Source organism: Sphingomonas sp. HMP9, assembly GCF_013374115.1.
Lineage (GTDB): Bacteria > Pseudomonadota > Alphaproteobacteria > Sphingomonadales > Sphingomonadaceae > Sphingomonas.
This window is the reverse complement of the sequence record NZ_AP022673.1, coordinates 3,444,458-3,462,084: the sequence shown is the minus strand read 5'-3', so window position 1 is coordinate 3,462,084 and position 17,627 is coordinate 3,444,458. Positions and strand designations below refer to the sequence as shown.

The window sequence follows — 17,627 nt, the reverse complement described above, 5'->3', positions numbered from 1 at the left end:
AGCGCTATAGTCGAGCGAATAGCGGGCGAATCCAACGCCGCATGACGATACCGGAGAGGAAAAACCATGGCGGCCAAATCCGCATTCTGCCTGATCGCGACCCTGCTGGCGAGCACCGCGCCCGCGACCGCTCAGACAAGCCCACGCGCGGCGTCGACCGACCTGACGCTCAACGCCGCCGGTTACTATGAGGCGCCGGCCGCCAACGTCCTCGTGTTTTCCAATTGGTATGACGGCCTGTTCGCCGATTCGAAGATCAGCGGCGTCGAGATCATCCAGCAGGGCGAACGGATCGCCACCAATGGCGACGTCCGCCTGTCGTCAACGCCCGGCCAATGGGACGCGATCGGGCGCCTGGTCGACCGGAAGATCGACGCCGCGACCGGCGCGATCACGGTCACACTCGAATATCCCGACTATAAATGGCGCTACCGCGTCCGCTCGGAAAAGCGCGGCGGCGCGGTCGCCGTCTCGGTGATCCTCGACCAACCCGTGCCGGCCGCACTTGCGGGCAACGCCGGGTTCAACCTCGAATTCCTCCCCGCCGCCTATTTCCACCATAGCTATATGGCGGACGGGGTCAGCGGCGCATTCCCGGTCTATCCCGCCGACGCGATGATCCGGACGCCGCAACGCAACGCGGCGAGCGGTCGCACGGAAGGGCCCGGCGCCGAGCCGACCGCGATCGCCAAGGGCAGCCGCTTCGTCCTCGCGCCCGAGGACCCGGCTCGCCGCGTGACGATCCGATCGACCGCGGAAGTACAGTTGTTCGACGGGCGCAACCAGGCACAGAATGGCTGGTTCGTCCTCCGCTCGCTGCTCCCGGCCGGGCGCACCGGCACTGTGCTCGAATGGACGATCCAGCCGAACAGCGTACCGGGCTGGCTGCGCGACCCCGTAATCGCGCATTCGCAGCTCGGCTATACGCCCGACGCGCGCAAGGTCGCGACGATCGAACTCGATCGCAACGATCGCCGCATGCTGCCCGCGCGCCTGCTCCGCGTCGGCGAGGATGGCAGCATGACGCCCGTGCCGACCACGCCCGCCAAGCGCTGGGGCGACTATCTGCGCTACAGCTATCTGCAACTCGATTTCAGCGCGGTCCGCCAACCCGGCACCTATGTGCTCGACTATGGCAGCACGCGTACCGCGCCGTTCCGCATCGCCGCCGACGCCTATGCCGGCGCCTGGCACCCGACGCTCGACGTCTATTTCCCGGTCGCGATGGACCATATGTTCGTCAATGAGGGCTACCGCGTCTGGCATGGCGACGCGCACCGCGACGATGCGCGGCAGGCACCGACCGACCACGAGCATATCGATCTCTACGCGCAGGGCCCGACCACCGACACGCGGTTCAAGTCGGGCGAGCATATCCCCGGCCTCGCGGTCGGCGGCTGGTTCGACGCGGGCGACTATGACATCCGCACCCAATCGCAATATCAGGTGATCCGCTCGCTGGTCGACAGCTGGGAGCGCTGGCACCCGATGCGCGATACGACCGCGATCGACTGGACGCGCCGCAAGACCGAGATCCACGTCCCCGACGGCACGCCCGATCTGGTCCAGCAGATCCGCCACGGCACGCTGCAACTCGTCGCGCAGTTCGACGCGGTCGGCCATGCGATCCACGGCATCGTCGAACCCGACGTCGCGCAATACACGCATCTCGGCGATGCCTCGACCAAGACCGACGGGCTGGTCTACGATCCCGCGCTGAAGCTCGGTGAGGAAAAGGGCGGCCGCAGCGGGACGCCCGACGATCGCTGGGCATTCACGACCAAGGCCTCCGCGCTGAACTATGGCTCGATCGCAGGGCTCGCCGCCGCATCGCGCGCGCTCGCCGAGGTCGATCCGGCGCTGGCGAAGAAAGCGCTCGGGATCGCGACGCGAACCTGGGCAGAGGAACAGTCGCATGCGCCCGATATGTACCAGCATGGCAACACCACCGGCGGGCCACTCGATGCCGAGCGCTTTTCCGCCGCCGTCGAACTGCTGCGTACGACGCGCGATCCGCGCTACGCTGCGGCGGTCCAGTCGCTGTGGCCGGCGATGGAAAAGACGTTCGCCTTCACGCTGCGCGATGCGGTGGCGGCGATCCCGTTCATGCCGCCAGCCTATCGCGCGGCGATGATCCCCGCGGTGCGCGCCTATGCCGCCTCCGCCGATACGGCCGCCAAGGCCAATCCGTTCGGCGTGCCGATCACCACCGGCGGCTGGGCAGGCAGCGGCACCGTGCTTGGCACGGCGATGAACGCCTACGCGCTGCACAAGGCGTTCCCGGAGATCATGCCCGCCGACGCAGTGTTCCGCGGGCTCGAGTTCCTGGTCGGCAACCACCCCGCGTCCGATGTGTCGTTCGTCTCCGCCGTCGGCACCGTCTCGAAGGAAGTCGCCTATGGCAACAACCGCGCCGACTTCTCGTTCATCGCCGGCGGCGTGGTACCAGGCGTGCTGGTCATCAAGCCGGACTTTCCCGAGAACCATGAGGACTGGCCGTTCTTCTGGGGCGAGAACGAATATGTCATTCCCGAAGGCGCGATGTGGATCGAACTCGCGCAAGCCGCGCAGGAGCTTGCCGCCGCTGCCGGATCCAAGCCGACCCAGACGGCGAGCGCAACCCGATGAGACCCGCCATGAAACGCCCGTCGCTCGCACTGCTCGCCGGTCTCGGTCTTGGGACGCCCGCGTTCGCGAGCGACGCGCCGCGGTTCAGCAGCTTCAGCTATGACGGCCATACGCAGGAGAAGGTCACCGTCGGCCCCGGCCAGTATCGCAACCCGATCCTGTCGGGCTATTATCCCGATCCGTCGGTGACGCGCGTCGGCGATGACTATTACCTCGTCCTGTCCTCGTTCGCGCATTACCCGGGCTTGCCGATCTTCCGTTCGAAGGACCTGGTGAACTGGACGCAGATCGGCAACGCGATCGACCGGCCGGAGCAGCTCGACTTCACCGGCATGCGCACGTCGGAGGCGGTGTTCGCCCCCGACATCTCGTATCACGACGGCGTCTTCTACATCGTCAACACGTGCGTCGCGTGCAGAGGCAATTTCGTCATCACCGCCAAGGACCCGGCGGGACCCTGGTCGAACCCGACATGGCTGCCGTTCGAAGGCATCGACCCGTCGATCTACTGGGAAGGCGACAAGGCCTATATCCTCAACAACCGCGCCCCTGCCGAGCCGCCGCGCTACGACGGCCACCGCGCGATCTGGATCCAGGAATATGACTGGCGCGCAGGGAAAATGGTCGGCGACAGCACGCAGCTGATCAATGGCGGCGTCGACATCGCCAAGAAGCCGGTCTGGATCGAGGGCCCGCACATCTTCCGCAAGGACGGCTATTATTACCTGACCGCAGCCGAGGGCGGCACCAGCGTCAACCATTCTCAAGTCGCGCTACGGTCGACGTCACTCCGCGGGCCCTACGTCCCGTTCGCGGGCAATCCGATCCTGACGCAGCGCGATCTCGACCCTGCGCGCGCCAATCCGGTCACCTCGACCGGCCATGCCAAGCTCGTCGAGACGCAGAACGGCGACTGGTACGCGACCTTCCTCGGCGTGCGCCCGTATGAGGGCGACTCTTACAACATCGGCCGCGAGACGTTTCTGTTACCGGTAACATGGAAGAACGGCTGGCCGATCATCCTGCCGAAGGGACAACCGGTTCCCTTCGTCGGCACCAAGCCCAAGCTGCCCGCAAGCCCGCCGAGCGACATCCCGACGAGCGGCGACTTTCGCTATGTCGACAGCTTCGATGGCAGCACGCTGGCGATGCAATGGGTCGGCGTACGCACGCCCAAGGCCCCCTTCTACCGGCTCGATCACGGCGACCTGATCCTCGACCGCGGCGGACGCATCGGCGATCTGTCGCGCGTGCCGTCGTTCGTCGGACGCCGGCAGCAACATCACATCGCGACGATGGCCACGACGGTCCGATTCGCGCCTGACACCGATGGCGATCGCGCCGGCCTGGTCGCGATGCAGAGCGACGCGAATTACCTGTTCTTCGGGATCACACGGATCGCCGGCAAGTCCGTCGTCGCGCTCTACACCAACGACAAGGGCACGGAGCGGTTGGTCGGCTCGGCTCCCGTCATGGGTGCAGGCCCGATCACGCTGACGATCCGTGCGAACGGCGGCACGATGGCGTTCGACTATGGTGGTGCCGGCGGCAAGCGAACGCTGGCGCGCGACGTCGATGCCCGCTTCCTCAGCACCAAGACCGCGGGCGGTTTCGTCGGCACGCTGGTCGGTCCCTACGCATGGCTGAAGTGAGCCACGCGCACGTAGTCAACACGGCATGCGATTCAGGTCGTGTCGACAGTCGTCCGACCCACGTGCTAAGTATTGACACGTTTCGTGCGGTAGCGCTACCCAAACACATCGAAGCTCGACACCACAGCAGATGGTGAACATTAGGAAGGACCACGGACCGATGCGTTTCAGCCTCGCGCCTACGCTCGTCATTGCCGCATTTGCAGCAACGGGGACGATCGCCCTCGCCCAGACCAGCGGCACCAACGCCCCAGCAAAAACCGCGTCCGCCGGCAAGGAACCGCGTAGCCCCGACGGCAAGCCCTATCTGTCGCAGCCGCTCGTCACCAGCATCTACACTGCCGATCCGTCGGCGCATGTCTTCAACGGCAAGATCTACGTCTATCCGAGCCATGACATCGACGCTGGCATCGGCGACGACGATCTCGGCAATCAATATGCGATGCGCGACTACCGCGTCCTGAGCATGGACCGCATTGGCGGCCCGGTGAAGGTCAATGGCGTCGCGCTCGACGTGAAGGACGTGCCCTGGGCGTCAAAGCAGATGTGGGCGCCCGATGCCGCCTACAAGAACGGGACGTATTTCCTGTACTTCCCGGTCCGCGACAAGATGCTCGACAAGAACGGCCTCGGCACGTTCCGGATCGGCGTCGCCACGTCGAAAAGCCCGACCGGCCCGTTCAAGGCCGATCCCAAGCCGATCGCCGGCAGCTTCTCGATGGATCCGGCGGTATTCACCGACGCGACCGGCGCGAGCTACATGTATTTCGGCGGGATCTGGGGCGGCCAGCTGCAGCGCTGGAAGGACGGCAAGTTCGACGCCAACGGCTCGGACACCGATCTGGGTAAGGACGACCAGCCCGCGCTGTCGGGCAAGATCGCCAAGCTCAACCCCGACATGAAGAGCTTTGCCGAGACGCCGCGCGACGTCCAGATCCTCGACGAGGCCGGCAAGCCCGTCCTCGGTGGTGATCATGAGAAGCGCTTCTTCGAGGCGTCCTGGGTCTTCCAGCGCGGCGGCAAATATTACTACACCTACTCGACCGGCGACACGCACTTCCTCAACTATGCGATCGGCGACAACCCGTACGGTCCGTTCACCTACAAGGGCCATATCCTGAAGCCGGTACAGGGCTGGACGAGCCACCATTCGATCATCGAGTGGAACAACAAATGGTGGCTGTTCTATGCGGATACGCAGCTCAGCAACAAGAACCACCTGCGCAACGTCAAGGTGACCGAACTGAAGTTCGCACCCGACGGCTCGATCCCGACCATCGATCCGTTCGTCAACTGATGTTCCTCGGAATCGATATCGGCACCTCGGGTGTCAAGGCCGTGGTGCTCGACACGCACGGCAGCGTGGTCGGCCAGGGTACCGCCGCGCTGACCGTGCAGCGGCCGCACCCGCTCTGGTCCGAACAGGATCCGGATGCGTGGTGGCAGGCGACCACCGCCGCGGTGCAGGCGATCGACCCGGGCGTCCGCCGCTCCGTGCGCGGCGTCGGACTCGCCGGCCAGATGCACGGCGCGACGTTGCTCGACGCCGATGACCGTCCGCTCCGCCCGGCGATCCTGTGGAACGACGGTCGCTGCTTCGCCGAATGCCTGGCCCTGGAGCGCGCCGTTCCCGATCTCCGCACGATCGCGGGCAACATCGCGATGCCCGGCTTCACCGCGCCGAAGCTGCTCTGGGTGCGCGAGCATGAGCCAGATGTCTTCGCGAAGATCGCCACCGTGCTGCTGCCCAAGGACTATGTCCGGCTGCTGATGACCGGCGACAAGGCATCGGACCTGTCGGACAGTGCCGGCACCTTGTGGCTCGACGTCGGTGGCCGCTGCTGGAGCGACGAGATACTCGCTGCGTGCGGATTGACGCAGGCGCAGATGCCGGCCCTGTTCGAGGGATCGGAGATCACCGGCACGCTCACCGCCGAGGTGGCCGAGCTCTGGGGCATGCCGCAGGTCCCGGTCGCGGCAGGCGGCAGCGACAATGCCGCGGGCGCGGTCGGTGTCGGTGTGGTCAAGGACGGCGACGCGCTGCTGTCGCTCGGCACGTCCGGCGTGATCTTCGTCGCAACCGACGACTTTCGCCCCAATCCGGCGCGCGCGGTCCACGCCTTCTGCCATGCGCTGCCTGGCATGTGGCACCAGATGTCGGTGCACCTGTCGGCCGCGTCGTGCATCGACTGGGTCGCACGGATCACCGGCGCGACGGGGGCCGCGGACCTGTTCGCACGCGCCGAGGCCGCCGGCCCCGCCAGTGGCCCGGAGATATTCCTCCCCTATCTCTCGGGCGAGCGCACGCCGCACAACGACCCGGAGGTTCGCGGCGCGTTCCTGCATCTCGACAACGATACCGATGCTGGCCGCCTGTCGCAGGCGGTGCTCGAAGGCGTGGCGTTCGCGCTGGCCGACGGGCTCGACGTGCTGCGCGAGGCGGGCACCGTCGTCGAGCGGCTCGCGGTGATCGGCGGCGGCGCGCGATCGCGCTATTGGGGCGAGGTGATCGCAGCGGCGATGGAGGTGGAACTCGTCTACCTTCAAGGCGGCGAAGTCGGCCCTGCGCTGGGCGCCGCACGGCTGGCCCAGCTCGCCGTCGATGGTGGCGACCCCGCCGACATCTGCGTCGCGCCCCCCGTCTCGCACAGCATCGTCCCCGACCCTGCCCTCGTCTCGGCACTCGCCGAAAAGAAGGCCGCGTTTCGCCAAGCCTATTCCCGCATCACTCCAAAATCGTAGGAATCCCGATGTCCGACTTCTTCGCCAATATCCCCCAGATCAAATATGAGGGCCCCGACAGCACCAACGAGCTGGCTTATCGCTTCTATGACAAGGACAAGATGGTCCTTGGCAAGCGGATGGAGGATCACCTCCGCTTTGCCGCGTGCTTCTGGCACACCTTCTGCTGGCCCGGCTCCGACGTGTTCGGCGGCGGCACGTTCGATCGCCCGTGGCATCGCGGTGCCAATGACAGCGCAGCGGCGGCGATGAAGCGCGAGGTCGCGTTCGACTTCTTCAAGACGCTCGACGTGCCCTATTATTGCTTCCACGACGTCGACGTGATGGCCGATGCCAACGACATCACCGAGCACCGGACGTTCTTTGCCGAAGCGGTCGACCATCTCGAACAGCTCCAGGCCGCAACGGGTCGCAAGCTCCTCTGGGGCACCGCCAACCTGTTCAGCCACCCGCGCTTCGCCGCCGGCGGCGCGACCAACCCCGATCCGGAAGTGTTCGCGTTCGGTGCGATGCAGGTGCGCGACGCGCTCGAGGCGACGCACCGGCTGGGTGGCCAGAACTATGTGCTGTGGGGCGGTCGTGAGGGCTATGAGACGCTGCTCAACACCGACATGAAGCGCGAGCTCGACAATTTCGGCCGCTTCCTGAGCCTGGTCGTCGAGCACAAGCACAAGATCGGCTTCACCGGCACGATCCTGATCGAACCCAAGCCGTTCGAGCCGACCAAGCATCAGTACGACTTCGACACCGCGACGGTATACGGCTTCCTCAAGCGCTATGGCCTGGAGAACGAGGTCAAGGTGAACATCGAGGCGAACCATGCAACGCTGGCCAGCCATACGTTCGAGCATGAGATCGCGACCGCGGCGGCGCTGGGGATCTTCGGCTCGATCGATGCCAATCGCGGCGATCCGCAGAATGGCTGGGATACGGATCAATTCCCCAACTCGGTCGAGGAACTGACGCTCGCCAATCTCGAGATCATCCGCGCCGGCGGGTTCACGACCGGCGGCTTCAACTTCGACGCCAAGGTGCGGCGCCAGAGCATGGACCCGGCGGACCTGTTCTACGGTCATGTCGGCGCGATCGACGTCGTCGCGAAGGGCCTGCTGAACGCGGCCAAGCTGATCGAAGACGGCCGCATCGATGCGATCAAGGCCAAGCGCTATGCCGGCTGGGACGGCGAATTCGGCGGCGCGATCGGTGGGCTGGACCTTGCCGGCATCGCCGACCTGGCGATCGAGCGCGGCATCGATCCAAAGCCGGTCTCGGGCCAGCAGGAGCGGATCGAGAACCTCATCAACCGCATGCTCTGACCGACGACTACCCGATCCTGCGCTCCGGCGCGGGATCGGGCATTTCCCGATGGCGCTGGGATGCGCGTCGGTTCTGACGGTCACGGCGTTTTGCCCGGCCTGAAGAGACGCGATGCCGATGCTGAGACGACGCTGCACCGCGACCTGCTCGCGGTGGGACGAGCGGCCGACAACCGGGCATCAGCCCGAGCCGTTTTTCCGCCGCGTCTCCCACCATTTCTTCGCAGCGGCCGACTTCGCTGACGCGGCTCGCCCAGCCGCCTGCTTCCCGCCTTCGTGCGAAGACGCATGCGTATCGGGCTTCCCGCGACCGGAGCCGGACAGATTGCCACCGCCGGAATCCTTGTTCACGACGGCCCAGGCGCGAGCTTCGGCGTCCTTCTCCGGGACGCCGCGCTCTTCATAGCCGTCCGCGATGTGCGCGGCTTTGCGTTTCTGCTTGTCGGTGTACGCGCTCTTGTCACCCTGTGGCATCGCCGCTCTCCTGATGAGAGACCGTCAACGCTCAGGCCGGCATCGCGTTCAGCGACCGATCCAGTCCGCCACCTGGGTCGCGACCTGGTTCGCCGCCTGGTTGATCCCAGCCGCAGCCGAGGGGGCATCGATCGCCGCAACCGGCACGCGCGCCTCGAAGCGATGCTTCTCAACCGTCGTCTTGCCCACGCGGGTCAGCGAGGCATCGAACGTCACGACCGCCTCGCGAGTCGTCGCGTCGAGCCCGAACGACCGCAGCTCGCCGCCGAGCAAGCCGCCCGGATCGCCGACCGACTGCGCCGTCGACAGCACCACCAGCCCGGTGCGCGCCGCGACCGTATCCGACACCAGCCGCGCGAACAGCCGCGCCGGAGGCTCGGCCCACTGCGCCTCGGTGACGTAGGCGATCGAGGTCGGCGTGGCCTGCACCGGCACGCGCGCGGTCGCGAGCGACTGCGGCACGACCGGAACCTGGATCGTGATCGACTTCGCGGTCGCCGAATCCTGGTTCTGGCCGACCGGCACCGACGATGCGCTCGTCAGCGTCAGCAACGTGGGGGGCGGTTTCGCGCCGAAGCTGATGCACCCGGCGAGTGGCAGCATCGCGATCAGGATGAGCGGTGTCTTCATGGCGTGCCTCACTTACCCTTGTAATCCGGGAGCTTCTGCTGCCCGATCAGCGAACTCGCACCCTGCTGGTCGACCTTCTCGGCGACCGACGAAAGCGCCGCGGCGGTCGTGCGGAGGTCGCGGACCAGACGGTTGGCCTCGGGGATCGTCGTCTTGGAGAAGGCCTGCAACCCCGGACGCGCATCGCCGATCGCCGCATTGAGCGTTTCGGCGCTGGTCTGCGCCGACACGATCGCCTTGTTCAGGTTCGCCATCGCCGGCTTCACGTCCTCGGACAGCACGCCGTTGGTGGTCTTGGCGAGCACGCCGAACTGCTGTGCTGCGTCGCCCGCCTGCTGGATCGCAACACGGGTCTGCGCGAGCGTCGCGGCAATCTCGGGCCCACGATCGGCAAGCGCATCGGTCAGGCGGTTGGTGTTCTCGAGGATACCCGCGATCGATGCCTGGTTACGATCGGTCAGCAAGCCGGTCAGGCGCTCGGTCAGCGTCGACAGGCGCTCCAGCAACTGCGGTGCCGAGTTCAGGATCGCGCCCAGACCACCGAGCTTCGTCGGAATCACCGGCACGCCATACGGGCATTCGGTCGGCGTCTTCGTGTCGGGGCAACCGATCGCCGGCGCACCCTTGCGGGCGCCATCGAGCGAGATCTGGCTGACGCCCGTGAAGCCGACGCCGGAGATCGACGCGGTCGTGCCCTGCAGCACGGGCGTCTCGTCGTTGACGCTGATCCGCACGCGGACGAACTGCGGATCGTTCTTCCACAGCGAGATCGTCTTCACCTGTCCCGACGGCACGCCGGAGAACACCACCGCGGAGCCGCGCGCGAGTCCGTCGACCGACTGGCGGAAGAAGATGTCGTATTCCTTCTCTTCCTTGCCGCCGATCCGCGCGATCCACACGGTGAACAGCGCTAGCAAGGCTAGCAGGATCAGCACGACGGCGCCGACTAGGACGTGGTTCGAACGGGTTTCCATCAGCGCGTCCTTGCTTCTTTCTCGGCGTATGTCGCGTCGGCGTCGTCCGGCGCGGACTGCTTGGACTGGACTTCGGTAGGGTGTCGGGCTGCTTCTTCGTCGGCGCGTTCGTGCGCGTTCTGAGTCGCGACCGCGGCACGGCCGCGCGGCCCCTTGAAATATTCCTCGATCCACGGATGATCGAGCGCGATCAGTTCGTCGATCGTGCCGACCGCGATGACCTTCTTGTCGGCCAGTACGGCAACACGGTCACAGATCGCATACAGCGTATCGAGATCGTGCGTGATCAGAAACACGGTCAGCCCGAGCGTCTTCTGCAACGACTGGGTCAGCCCGTCGAATGCCGCCGCACCGATCGGATCGAGGCCCGCGGTCGGCTCGTCGAGGAACAGCAATTCCGGGTCGAGCGCCAGCGCGCGGGCGAGGCCGGCGCGCTTCTTCATGCCGCCCGACAGCTCGGCGGGAAACTTGTTCGCGGCGTCGGCGGGCAAGCCCGTCATCACCACCTTGTACGACGCGATCTCGGCGAGCAGCGCCGGCGACAAATCCGGATAGAATTCGCGCAACGGCACTTCGACATTCTCGGCCACCGTCAGCGTCGAGAACAGCGCGCCGCCCTGGAACAGCACGCCCCAGCGCTTGCGGATCTCGGTCGCCTCGGTTTCCTCGCGGCCGATATTGGGCTCGCCGAACACCGTGACCTCGCCCGCGACCGGCGTCTGCAGGCCGATGATCGAGCGCATCAGCACCGACTTGCCGGTCCCCGACCCGCCGACGACGCCAAGGATCTCGCCACGCCGCACGTCGAGGTCGAGCCCCTCGTGTACGACAGAATCGCCGAACGCGTTCTTCAACCCCTTCACGGAGATGATGATATCGTCTGTCTTGCGGGGCATCAGTCCCAACCCAACCAGGTGAAGAACACCGCGAAGAACGCGTCGAGCACGATCACCAGAAAGATGCCCTGGACGACCGCGGAGGTCGTGCGCAGCCCGACCTGCTCGGCATCCGATTCGACCTGCATCCCCTGGAAGCAGCCGGCGATCGCAATGATTGCGCCGAACACCGGCGCCTTGATCAGCGAGATATAGAGATCCGTGATCGGCACGACCTCGCGGATGCGCGCGATGAACGTCACCGGCGGAATGCCGAGCTGGACCCAGCACAGCAGTCCGCCGCCGATGATCGCGATGACCGAAGCATAGAAGCCGAGCAGCGGCATCATCACGATCGCCGCCAGAACGCGCGGCAGCACCAGCGCCTCCATCGGCGACACGCCGATCGTCCGCATCGCGTCGATCTCCTCGGTCAGCTTCATCGTGCCGAGCTGTGCCGCGAACGCCGAGCCCGAGCGGCCCGCGACCATGATCGCGGTCATCAGCAGGCCGAGCTCGCGGATCGTCAGGCGGCCGACGAGGTTGATCGTGAAGACTTCGGCGCCGAACTGGCGAAGCTGGACCGCGCCCTGCTGCGCGATGACCATGCCGATCAGGAAGCTCATCAGCCCGACGATGCCGAGCGCGGCAACGCCGACGACCTCGAAGCGCTGGACGACGGCGTTGAAACGGAAACGGCGCGGATGGCGGATGACGCTGCCGAACGCGATCGTCGTCGCGCCGAGAAACCCGAGCAGGCCGAGCATCGTCTTGCCCGACAGCACGACCGCGTCGCCGATCTCGCCGACCACGCGGGACAGCGCGCTGACCTTCGCCGGCTTGGCGGCGATCGGCTGGTCCGACGCGACGACCTGATCGAACAGCGCCTGGTCGTTTTCGTCGAGCCCCGCGATCGTCGCGTCGTTGCGCGCCGCGAACCGGTGGACGACCCAGGCGCCGATCGTGTCGATCCGGTCGACGCCGCTAAGGTCGACATGCTTCACCGAAGCCGCATCGATCGCCTCGAGCCGATCGGGCAGATTGCCGATCTTCGCGAGCGACAGATCGCCGGTAAAGCGAAGCGTGCCGGTATCGGCACCGTCCTGCTGGAAATCGGCCATCGCGCTCATAGGGGGTACCTTTGCGGCAAAGTGACTGGATCGGCAAGATGAATGCGGCGTAAGCGACGACGATGACTCCTTCTGCACCGGCCCCCTCCCCTTCCGCCTCGACCGCCAGCGCCTCGCGCGCGATCCGTCTCGCGATCTACGACATGGACAAGACGATCACGCACGCACCGACCTGGACGCCGTTCCTGCTCCAGACCGCGCGCAGCAGCGGTGCGCCGTGGCGGTTGGCGCTCGTCCCGTTCGCGGGGGTCGCGGCGCTGGGCTATGTCGGCAAGCTGATCAGCCGCGGCCGGCTCAAATATCTGATGCAGCGGATGATGCTCGGCAAGCGCATGACGCCTGCCGAAGAACGCCGAAGCGCCGACGCCTTTGCCGACCGCGTGATGCGCGACGGCGTGTTCACCAGCGCCCGCGCGCAGATCGAGGCAGACCGCGCCGCCGGCTACCGGCTGGTGATGGCGACCGCGTCGTACCGCTTCTACGTCGAGGCTATCGCGCGGCGACTGGGCTTCGACGCAGTGATCGGGACGGAGAGCGTGCGCGACCGTGATGGGATGCTGCTCGCCGGGATCGAGGGCGAGAATTGCTACGGCCCGGCAAAACTGCGGATGATCGAAGCCTGGATGGACCGCGAAGGCATCGCGCGGGCGGACGCGCATGTGCGATTCTACTCCGATCATGTCTCCGACGCCCCGACCTTCGAGTGGGCCGACGAACCTTTCGCGGTGAATGCGCACGGGCCGTTGCGGTTGCTGGCCAAGGCCAGAGGCTGGCCGATGCCGGATTGGGAACGGTAGCGTCCCGGTGGGAACAGTAGCTGCCTGGCGGCAAGCTGCGTAATCCAGTGTCCTCGAGCGACATGCTCGCCTTGAGAAAACATTCAAGCGAACTGTCGTCCTTGCGATGACCGCTAGTCAAAGAGCGAGGCGGCCGGAAACCAGTCTGCGGTTCAGGCCAGCCAACCCGTTCCTCAAGATTCGAACGCTCCTTTTTTGGAAAGGACCGTTCGGGAACATGTCTACGCACGGACTTGCAGCGGATCGCTTGCGTGATCGACGCTTGGCAACGCGACGGCGTGTATTCGGCACGCGGTCTAGGCTGTGAACGGCAACGGTCACGGACGATCCGGTACAGTTCGCATTCGCTGCCCTGATAGCGCCGCGGTCGAGACGGGCCTCCCGCCGCCGCCGCAAACGATCTTTGTTCAAGTTCTGCGTCGCATACAGCACGGCGGGGCAAGTAAGCGTTAAGCCATGCTTAACCATTCACCCCGCCCGCCCGCATGGGGCTAGTATAGAATTCGGCGCGCTAAAACTTTTCGCTCGTCAAAAGAGTTTCATCGGATTTGGATGTAATGATCAAAACTGAACTATCCGTGAAATCAAAGCGCTGCATTCAATATTTATCCTATATTGTATTGAACGAACATACATTTGCGTGTGATGAATCGCGTCGATGGAACCGACGCAGAATGATTCGCTGCGAGGTTTCCACGCGAAGGGGAGGAATGGGCGGCCGGAACCGGCACGCTCTTGCGGCGACAACCATCCACTGGGACGTGATCGACCTGGGCGTCACCGACGCGCCCAGATCGATGTCAAACATCGGCGGGCAGGAAACATGGGGAAGCAAAATGACCGATCGTACCGCCAGCAATCATCGTCGCCGGCGCATCTCCGGCAGCAATTCAGGCTTTGCCGATCACAGCCTCTCTTTACTGGCGCAAGCTTCGGCACTCGCGCTGACGGGCGCACTGCTTTTTGCGGCTCCCGCGACAGCGCAAACACAGACCGGCACTAACGCGGATGCGACAGGCACACCGGAAAACACCGCGACCGGGTTGAATGCCAATGCCAGCGGCGGCCAAGCGGCAAACACCGCAACCGGTGCCAATAGCAACGCCAGCGGCGTGCAAGGCAACAACACCGCGACAGGGGCCGACAGCAACGCTAGCGGCGTTCAGGGCAATAACGTTGCAACGGGCACAGCCAGCAATGCCAGCGGAGAACAGGGATACAATTTTGCCTCTGGCGTCGGAAGCAACGCGAGTGGCGGCCAAGGCAATAATATTGCGATCGGGCAATTGAGTGATTCAAACGGTATTCAAGGAAATAATATCGCGACGGGCCAATTCAGCAATGCAAGCGGCGATCAGGGCGGTAACATTGCTACTGGTACAAACAGCAACGCTAGTGGCCTTCAAGCCAGTAACATCGCGATCGGAGAACGGGCGAGTGCCTTCGGCGATGGCGGAACGAAAGTGGCCATCGGCGCGAACAGTTCGGCCCTTTCGGGCAATAGCGTGGCGCTCGGTGCAGGATCGGTGGCAAATGTCGCAAACACCGTATCGGTCGGCGCCGTCGGCGCTGAACGCAGCATCGTAAACGTCGCCGCGGGCAATCTCGCGACCGGAAGCACCGATGCCGTCAACGGTTCACAGCTTTTGGCGACGAACGACCGTGTCGACGCGTTGGAGGCGGGAGGCACCAATGCGTATGTTGCAGTCAATTCGACTGGTCCGGTGGCCCAGGCAAGCGGTGCAGAAGCGGTTGCGGTCGGTTCAAGTGCGACCGCGTCAGCCGCGAACAGCGTCGCGATCGGCGCCAATTCGGTTGCCGATGTTGCCAATACGGTCTCAGTCGGCGCGGTCGGGGCAGAACGCAGCATCGTCAACGTTGCCAATGGCGCGCTGACCTCGACCAGCACCGACGCGGTGACGGGGCAGCAGTTGTTCGCGACCAATACGAACGTCGCTGCGGCGCAAACATCCGCGAACACAGCTCAAGCGCTCGCTAGCACGGCCAATACCAACGCAACGGCAGCGCTGACATCGGCAGGCACCGCACAGACGCTTGCCAATACGGCCAATACCAATGCAACGGCAGCGCTGACATCGGCGGGCACGGCACAGACGACGGCCAACCTCGCACGGACCGACGCCGCAACCGCGCTGGCGGCCGCTAATGTCGCCACTGCCAACGGAACGTATTTCCGCGCAAATTCAACCGCGCCAGGACCACAGGCATCCGGGACCAACGCGGTTGCGGTTGGGCCAAATGCGGTTGCAAGCGGCGCCTCGTCGGTTGCGATCGGCGATGGCGCGGTTGCCAGTCGAGATGGGCAGCTAGCTTTGGGTAGCGCGACCTCGACGGTGACGCTTGCCGGTGTCGTGTCGTCGGCTAGCCGTGTCGCGCAAACCGGTGCGCTGAGCCTTATCACTACCGATGGCCTAGGCAATCTCGCAACCAGCGCGCTGAACATCGGAACGCTCAGCGGACTCGACGGACGCACTACGACGCTGGAAAGCCGTACTGGCGTTCTCGAAGGCCGGACTGGCGCCTTGGAACTGCGTGCCGCTACCCTCGAAGGGCGCACGGCTGCTCTTCAGCGCCAGGCAACGCAGGCGGAGGGCGGCATCGCTGCGGCGATGGCGCTGGGCGGAACGATTCTGCCGCCCGATTCGACGATGGCGGTGTCATTCAACCTCGCAACCTATCGTGGTGAGCAGGGCTTTTCCGGGTCAGGCATCGCGAAGGTGGTCGACCGCGTTTACGTTTCCGGCGGCATAGCGGGATCGACGGTCAAGGGCTCGACGGGTGGACGCGTCGGGGTAACGTTCGGCTGGTAAAGCTAAGTGGCGAGCGGTGGCAAGCCACCGCTCGCTACGTGCACTGCCGATGGGCCTTCCAACGGACCGGCAGTTTAGCGGTTTTTTCTCGCAAAGACGTCCTGCGAACTTGCGTGGCTGAAGGGTTTGCATTGGCGTGCAAGGGGGACCGGTCGACTGTTGTCGTTCAGGTACAGGGCCTGCGCCATCATCGATGCGTTGCGCCCGCCTAACGTCGTGAAAACACTCGGCAAAGGTATGTATCAGTACCCGAGCGTTTTAGGCGTTCACACCAGTACATCCACGCTGTGGATCACCAGTCCGACCAGACCGCCGACGATCGTGCCGTTCACGCGGATATATTGCAGGTCGCGGCCGACGGCGTTTTCCAGACGGCGGGTGATCGTGTCGGCGTCCCAGCTGCGGACCGTTTCCGAGACCAGCTTGACGATTCCGTCGCCGTAATCCTCCGCAGCGCCGACCGCTGCACGCCGCACGAACCGGTTGATCGTCCGCGACATGCGCGGATCGTGCTGCAACGTCTCGCCGAACTGGCGCAGGATGTCGCCGAGCTTGCCCGCCATCGCGCGCTCGGGATCGCGCGCGATCGCCAGCAGCGCGCCCCGCGCCTGTTCCCACAAGCCGTCGAGCCAGCGCTGCATCGCAGGGTTGTCGAGCAGTTCGTTCTTCATCGTCTCGACGCGCTCGCGCATGCGGCGGTCATATTGCAGATCCCAGGCGAGCCGATCGAGCCCCTCCTCCGCCTTCACGCGCAACGGATGCTCCGGATCTTCTGCCATCTCCGCGAGCAGGCGGTCGAAGCCGCTGATGAGCTTGTCCGCGACGGTGGTGTCGAGCCCGGTCCAGCGCAGGATCGAACCTGCCTTGTCGTGGACCATCGCGCGGACGAGGTGATCGTTCGCCGCGAGCGTCTTCGCCGCCCAGCGGATCGCACTTTCGAGCAACGGTGCATGGCGGCGCTCGGCGATCGCAGCCTTGAGCAGCTGGCCGAGGATGGGCGAAACCTCCGTGGCGCGCAGGCGGGCGCCGATCCCGGCCTTGACCATCCCGCCGAGCCGCGCGGGATCGAGCCCCTCGAGAACCTGCGCGACCAGCTTCGACGCCCCCTGGCGAAAGCGCCCCCCTGCCCCCTCCGGCGGATCGGTGAGCCATCGGGCGATCGCGCCCGCCACGTCGAGCCGGCGGGTCCGCCTGGCGATCACCACGGGGATCAGGAAATTCGCGCGAAGGAACTGCGCGAGCGTGTCGCCGATACGATCCTTGTTGCGCGGGACGATGGCGGTGTGCGGGATCGGCAGCCCGAGCGGATGGCGGAACAGCGCGGTCACCGCGAACCAGTCCGCGAGGCCACCGACCATCGCCGCTTCGGCAAAGGCGCGGACGAACGCGAAGGCGGGGTGGACGGGGACGAGCGCGCGGCTGACGAAGAACGTCGCGGCCATGAACACGAGCAGCCCGGTCGCGACGATCCGCATGCGGACGAGGGCGGGCGGCGTTGCTTCGCTCGCCGGGCGCGTGCGGGTGGAAACTGTCATGCCCGAAACAATCCCCCAGCGCGGGGATAGTTCAAGCGGCCTG

Annotated in this window: 13 protein-coding genes; 7 read left to right on the top strand and 6 right to left on the bottom strand. The window is 65.5% G+C overall.

Annotation, left to right across the window (positions count from 1 at the left end):
• Nucleotides 1–66: 66 nt before the first annotated feature.
• The 5 genes from HMP09_RS15630 (at nt 67) to xylA (ending at nt 8,338) form a co-directional block, all read left to right on the top strand.
• Complete coding sequence (locus HMP09_RS15630; RefSeq protein WP_176501124.1) at nt 67–2,628, top strand: glycoside hydrolase family 9 protein; 2,562 nt, start codon at nt 67–69, stop codon at nt 2,626–2,628.
• 8 nt (nt 2,629–2,636) lie between these two features.
• Nucleotides 2,637–4,280, top strand: a complete 1,644-nt coding sequence (locus tag HMP09_RS15625; protein ID WP_443026424.1) for a glycoside hydrolase family 43 protein — start codon at nt 2,637–2,639, stop codon at nt 4,278–4,280.
• 160 nt (nt 4,281–4,440) lie between these two features.
• Entirely contained in the window at nt 4,441–5,577 is a 1,137-nt protein-coding gene (locus HMP09_RS15620; RefSeq protein WP_176501122.1) for a glycoside hydrolase family 43 protein, read from the top strand.
• On the top strand, nt 5,577–7,022 hold the full coding sequence (gene xylB, locus HMP09_RS15615) for a xylulokinase (RefSeq protein WP_176501121.1): 1,446 nt from the start codon (nt 5,577–5,579) through the stop codon (nt 7,020–7,022). The genes HMP09_RS15620 and xylB overlap by 1 nt, the downstream gene beginning before the upstream one ends.
• Nucleotides 7,023–7,030: 8 nt before the next feature.
• Nucleotides 7,031–8,338 carry a xylose isomerase gene (gene xylA, locus HMP09_RS15610; RefSeq protein WP_176501120.1) on the top strand — a complete coding sequence of 436 codons (1,308 nt, stop codon included), beginning with the start codon at nt 7,031–7,033 and terminating at the stop codon, nt 8,336–8,338.
• A 180-nt stretch (nt 8,339–8,518) separates the two neighbouring features.
• Here xylA and HMP09_RS15605 read toward each other — a convergent pair whose 3' ends face one another.
• Genes HMP09_RS15605 through HMP09_RS15585 form a run of 5 tightly spaced genes read right to left on the bottom strand, consistent with a single transcriptional unit; the run spans nt 8,519 to nt 12,421 of the window.
• Nucleotides 8,519–8,812 carry a plasmid stabilization protein gene (locus tag HMP09_RS15605; protein ID WP_176501119.1) on the bottom strand — a complete coding sequence of 98 codons (294 nt, stop codon included), beginning with the start codon at nt 8,810–8,812 and terminating at the stop codon, nt 8,519–8,521.
• 48 nt (nt 8,813–8,860) lie between these two features.
• Nucleotides 8,861–9,442 carry an ABC-type transport auxiliary lipoprotein family protein gene (locus tag HMP09_RS15600; protein ID WP_176501118.1) on the bottom strand — a complete coding sequence of 194 codons (582 nt, stop codon included), beginning with the start codon at nt 9,440–9,442 and terminating at the stop codon, nt 8,861–8,863.
• Between the two features lie 8 nt (nt 9,443–9,450).
• Nucleotides 9,451–10,416 (bottom strand): MlaD family protein, encoded by a 966-nt coding sequence (locus tag HMP09_RS15595; protein WP_176501117.1) that lies wholly within the window; start codon nt 10,414–10,416, stop codon nt 9,451–9,453.
• On the bottom strand, nt 10,416–11,312 hold the full coding sequence (locus tag HMP09_RS15590; protein ID WP_176501116.1) for an ABC transporter ATP-binding protein: 897 nt from the start codon (nt 11,310–11,312) through the stop codon (nt 10,416–10,418). The genes HMP09_RS15595 and HMP09_RS15590 overlap by 1 nt, the downstream gene beginning before the upstream one ends.
• Complete coding sequence (locus tag HMP09_RS15585; protein ID WP_176501115.1) at nt 11,312–12,421, bottom strand: ABC transporter permease; 1,110 nt, start codon at nt 12,419–12,421, stop codon at nt 11,312–11,314. The genes HMP09_RS15590 and HMP09_RS15585 overlap by 1 nt, the downstream gene beginning before the upstream one ends.
• Before the next feature lie 143 nt (nt 12,422–12,564).
• Between HMP09_RS15585 and HMP09_RS15580 the strand changes: the two genes are divergently transcribed.
• Nucleotides 12,565–13,218: an HAD family hydrolase gene (locus HMP09_RS15580; protein ID WP_176501820.1), complete on the top strand. Its 654-nt coding sequence runs from the start codon at nt 12,565–12,567 to the stop codon at nt 13,216–13,218.
• Nucleotides 13,219–13,775: 557 nt separating this feature from the next.
• A complete protein-coding gene (locus tag HMP09_RS15575) occupies nt 13,776–16,049 on the top strand; it encodes a YadA family autotransporter adhesin (protein ID WP_176501114.1) in 2,274 nt (757 codons plus the stop codon).
• Nucleotides 16,050–16,315: 266 nt separating this feature from the next.
• On the opposite strand, the gene HMP09_RS15570 is transcribed toward HMP09_RS15575, so the two are convergent.
• On the bottom strand, nt 16,316–17,584 hold the full coding sequence (locus tag HMP09_RS15570; RefSeq protein ID WP_232090371.1) for a DUF445 domain-containing protein: 1,269 nt from the start codon (nt 17,582–17,584) through the stop codon (nt 16,316–16,318).
• Nucleotides 17,585–17,627 lie beyond the last annotated feature (43 nt).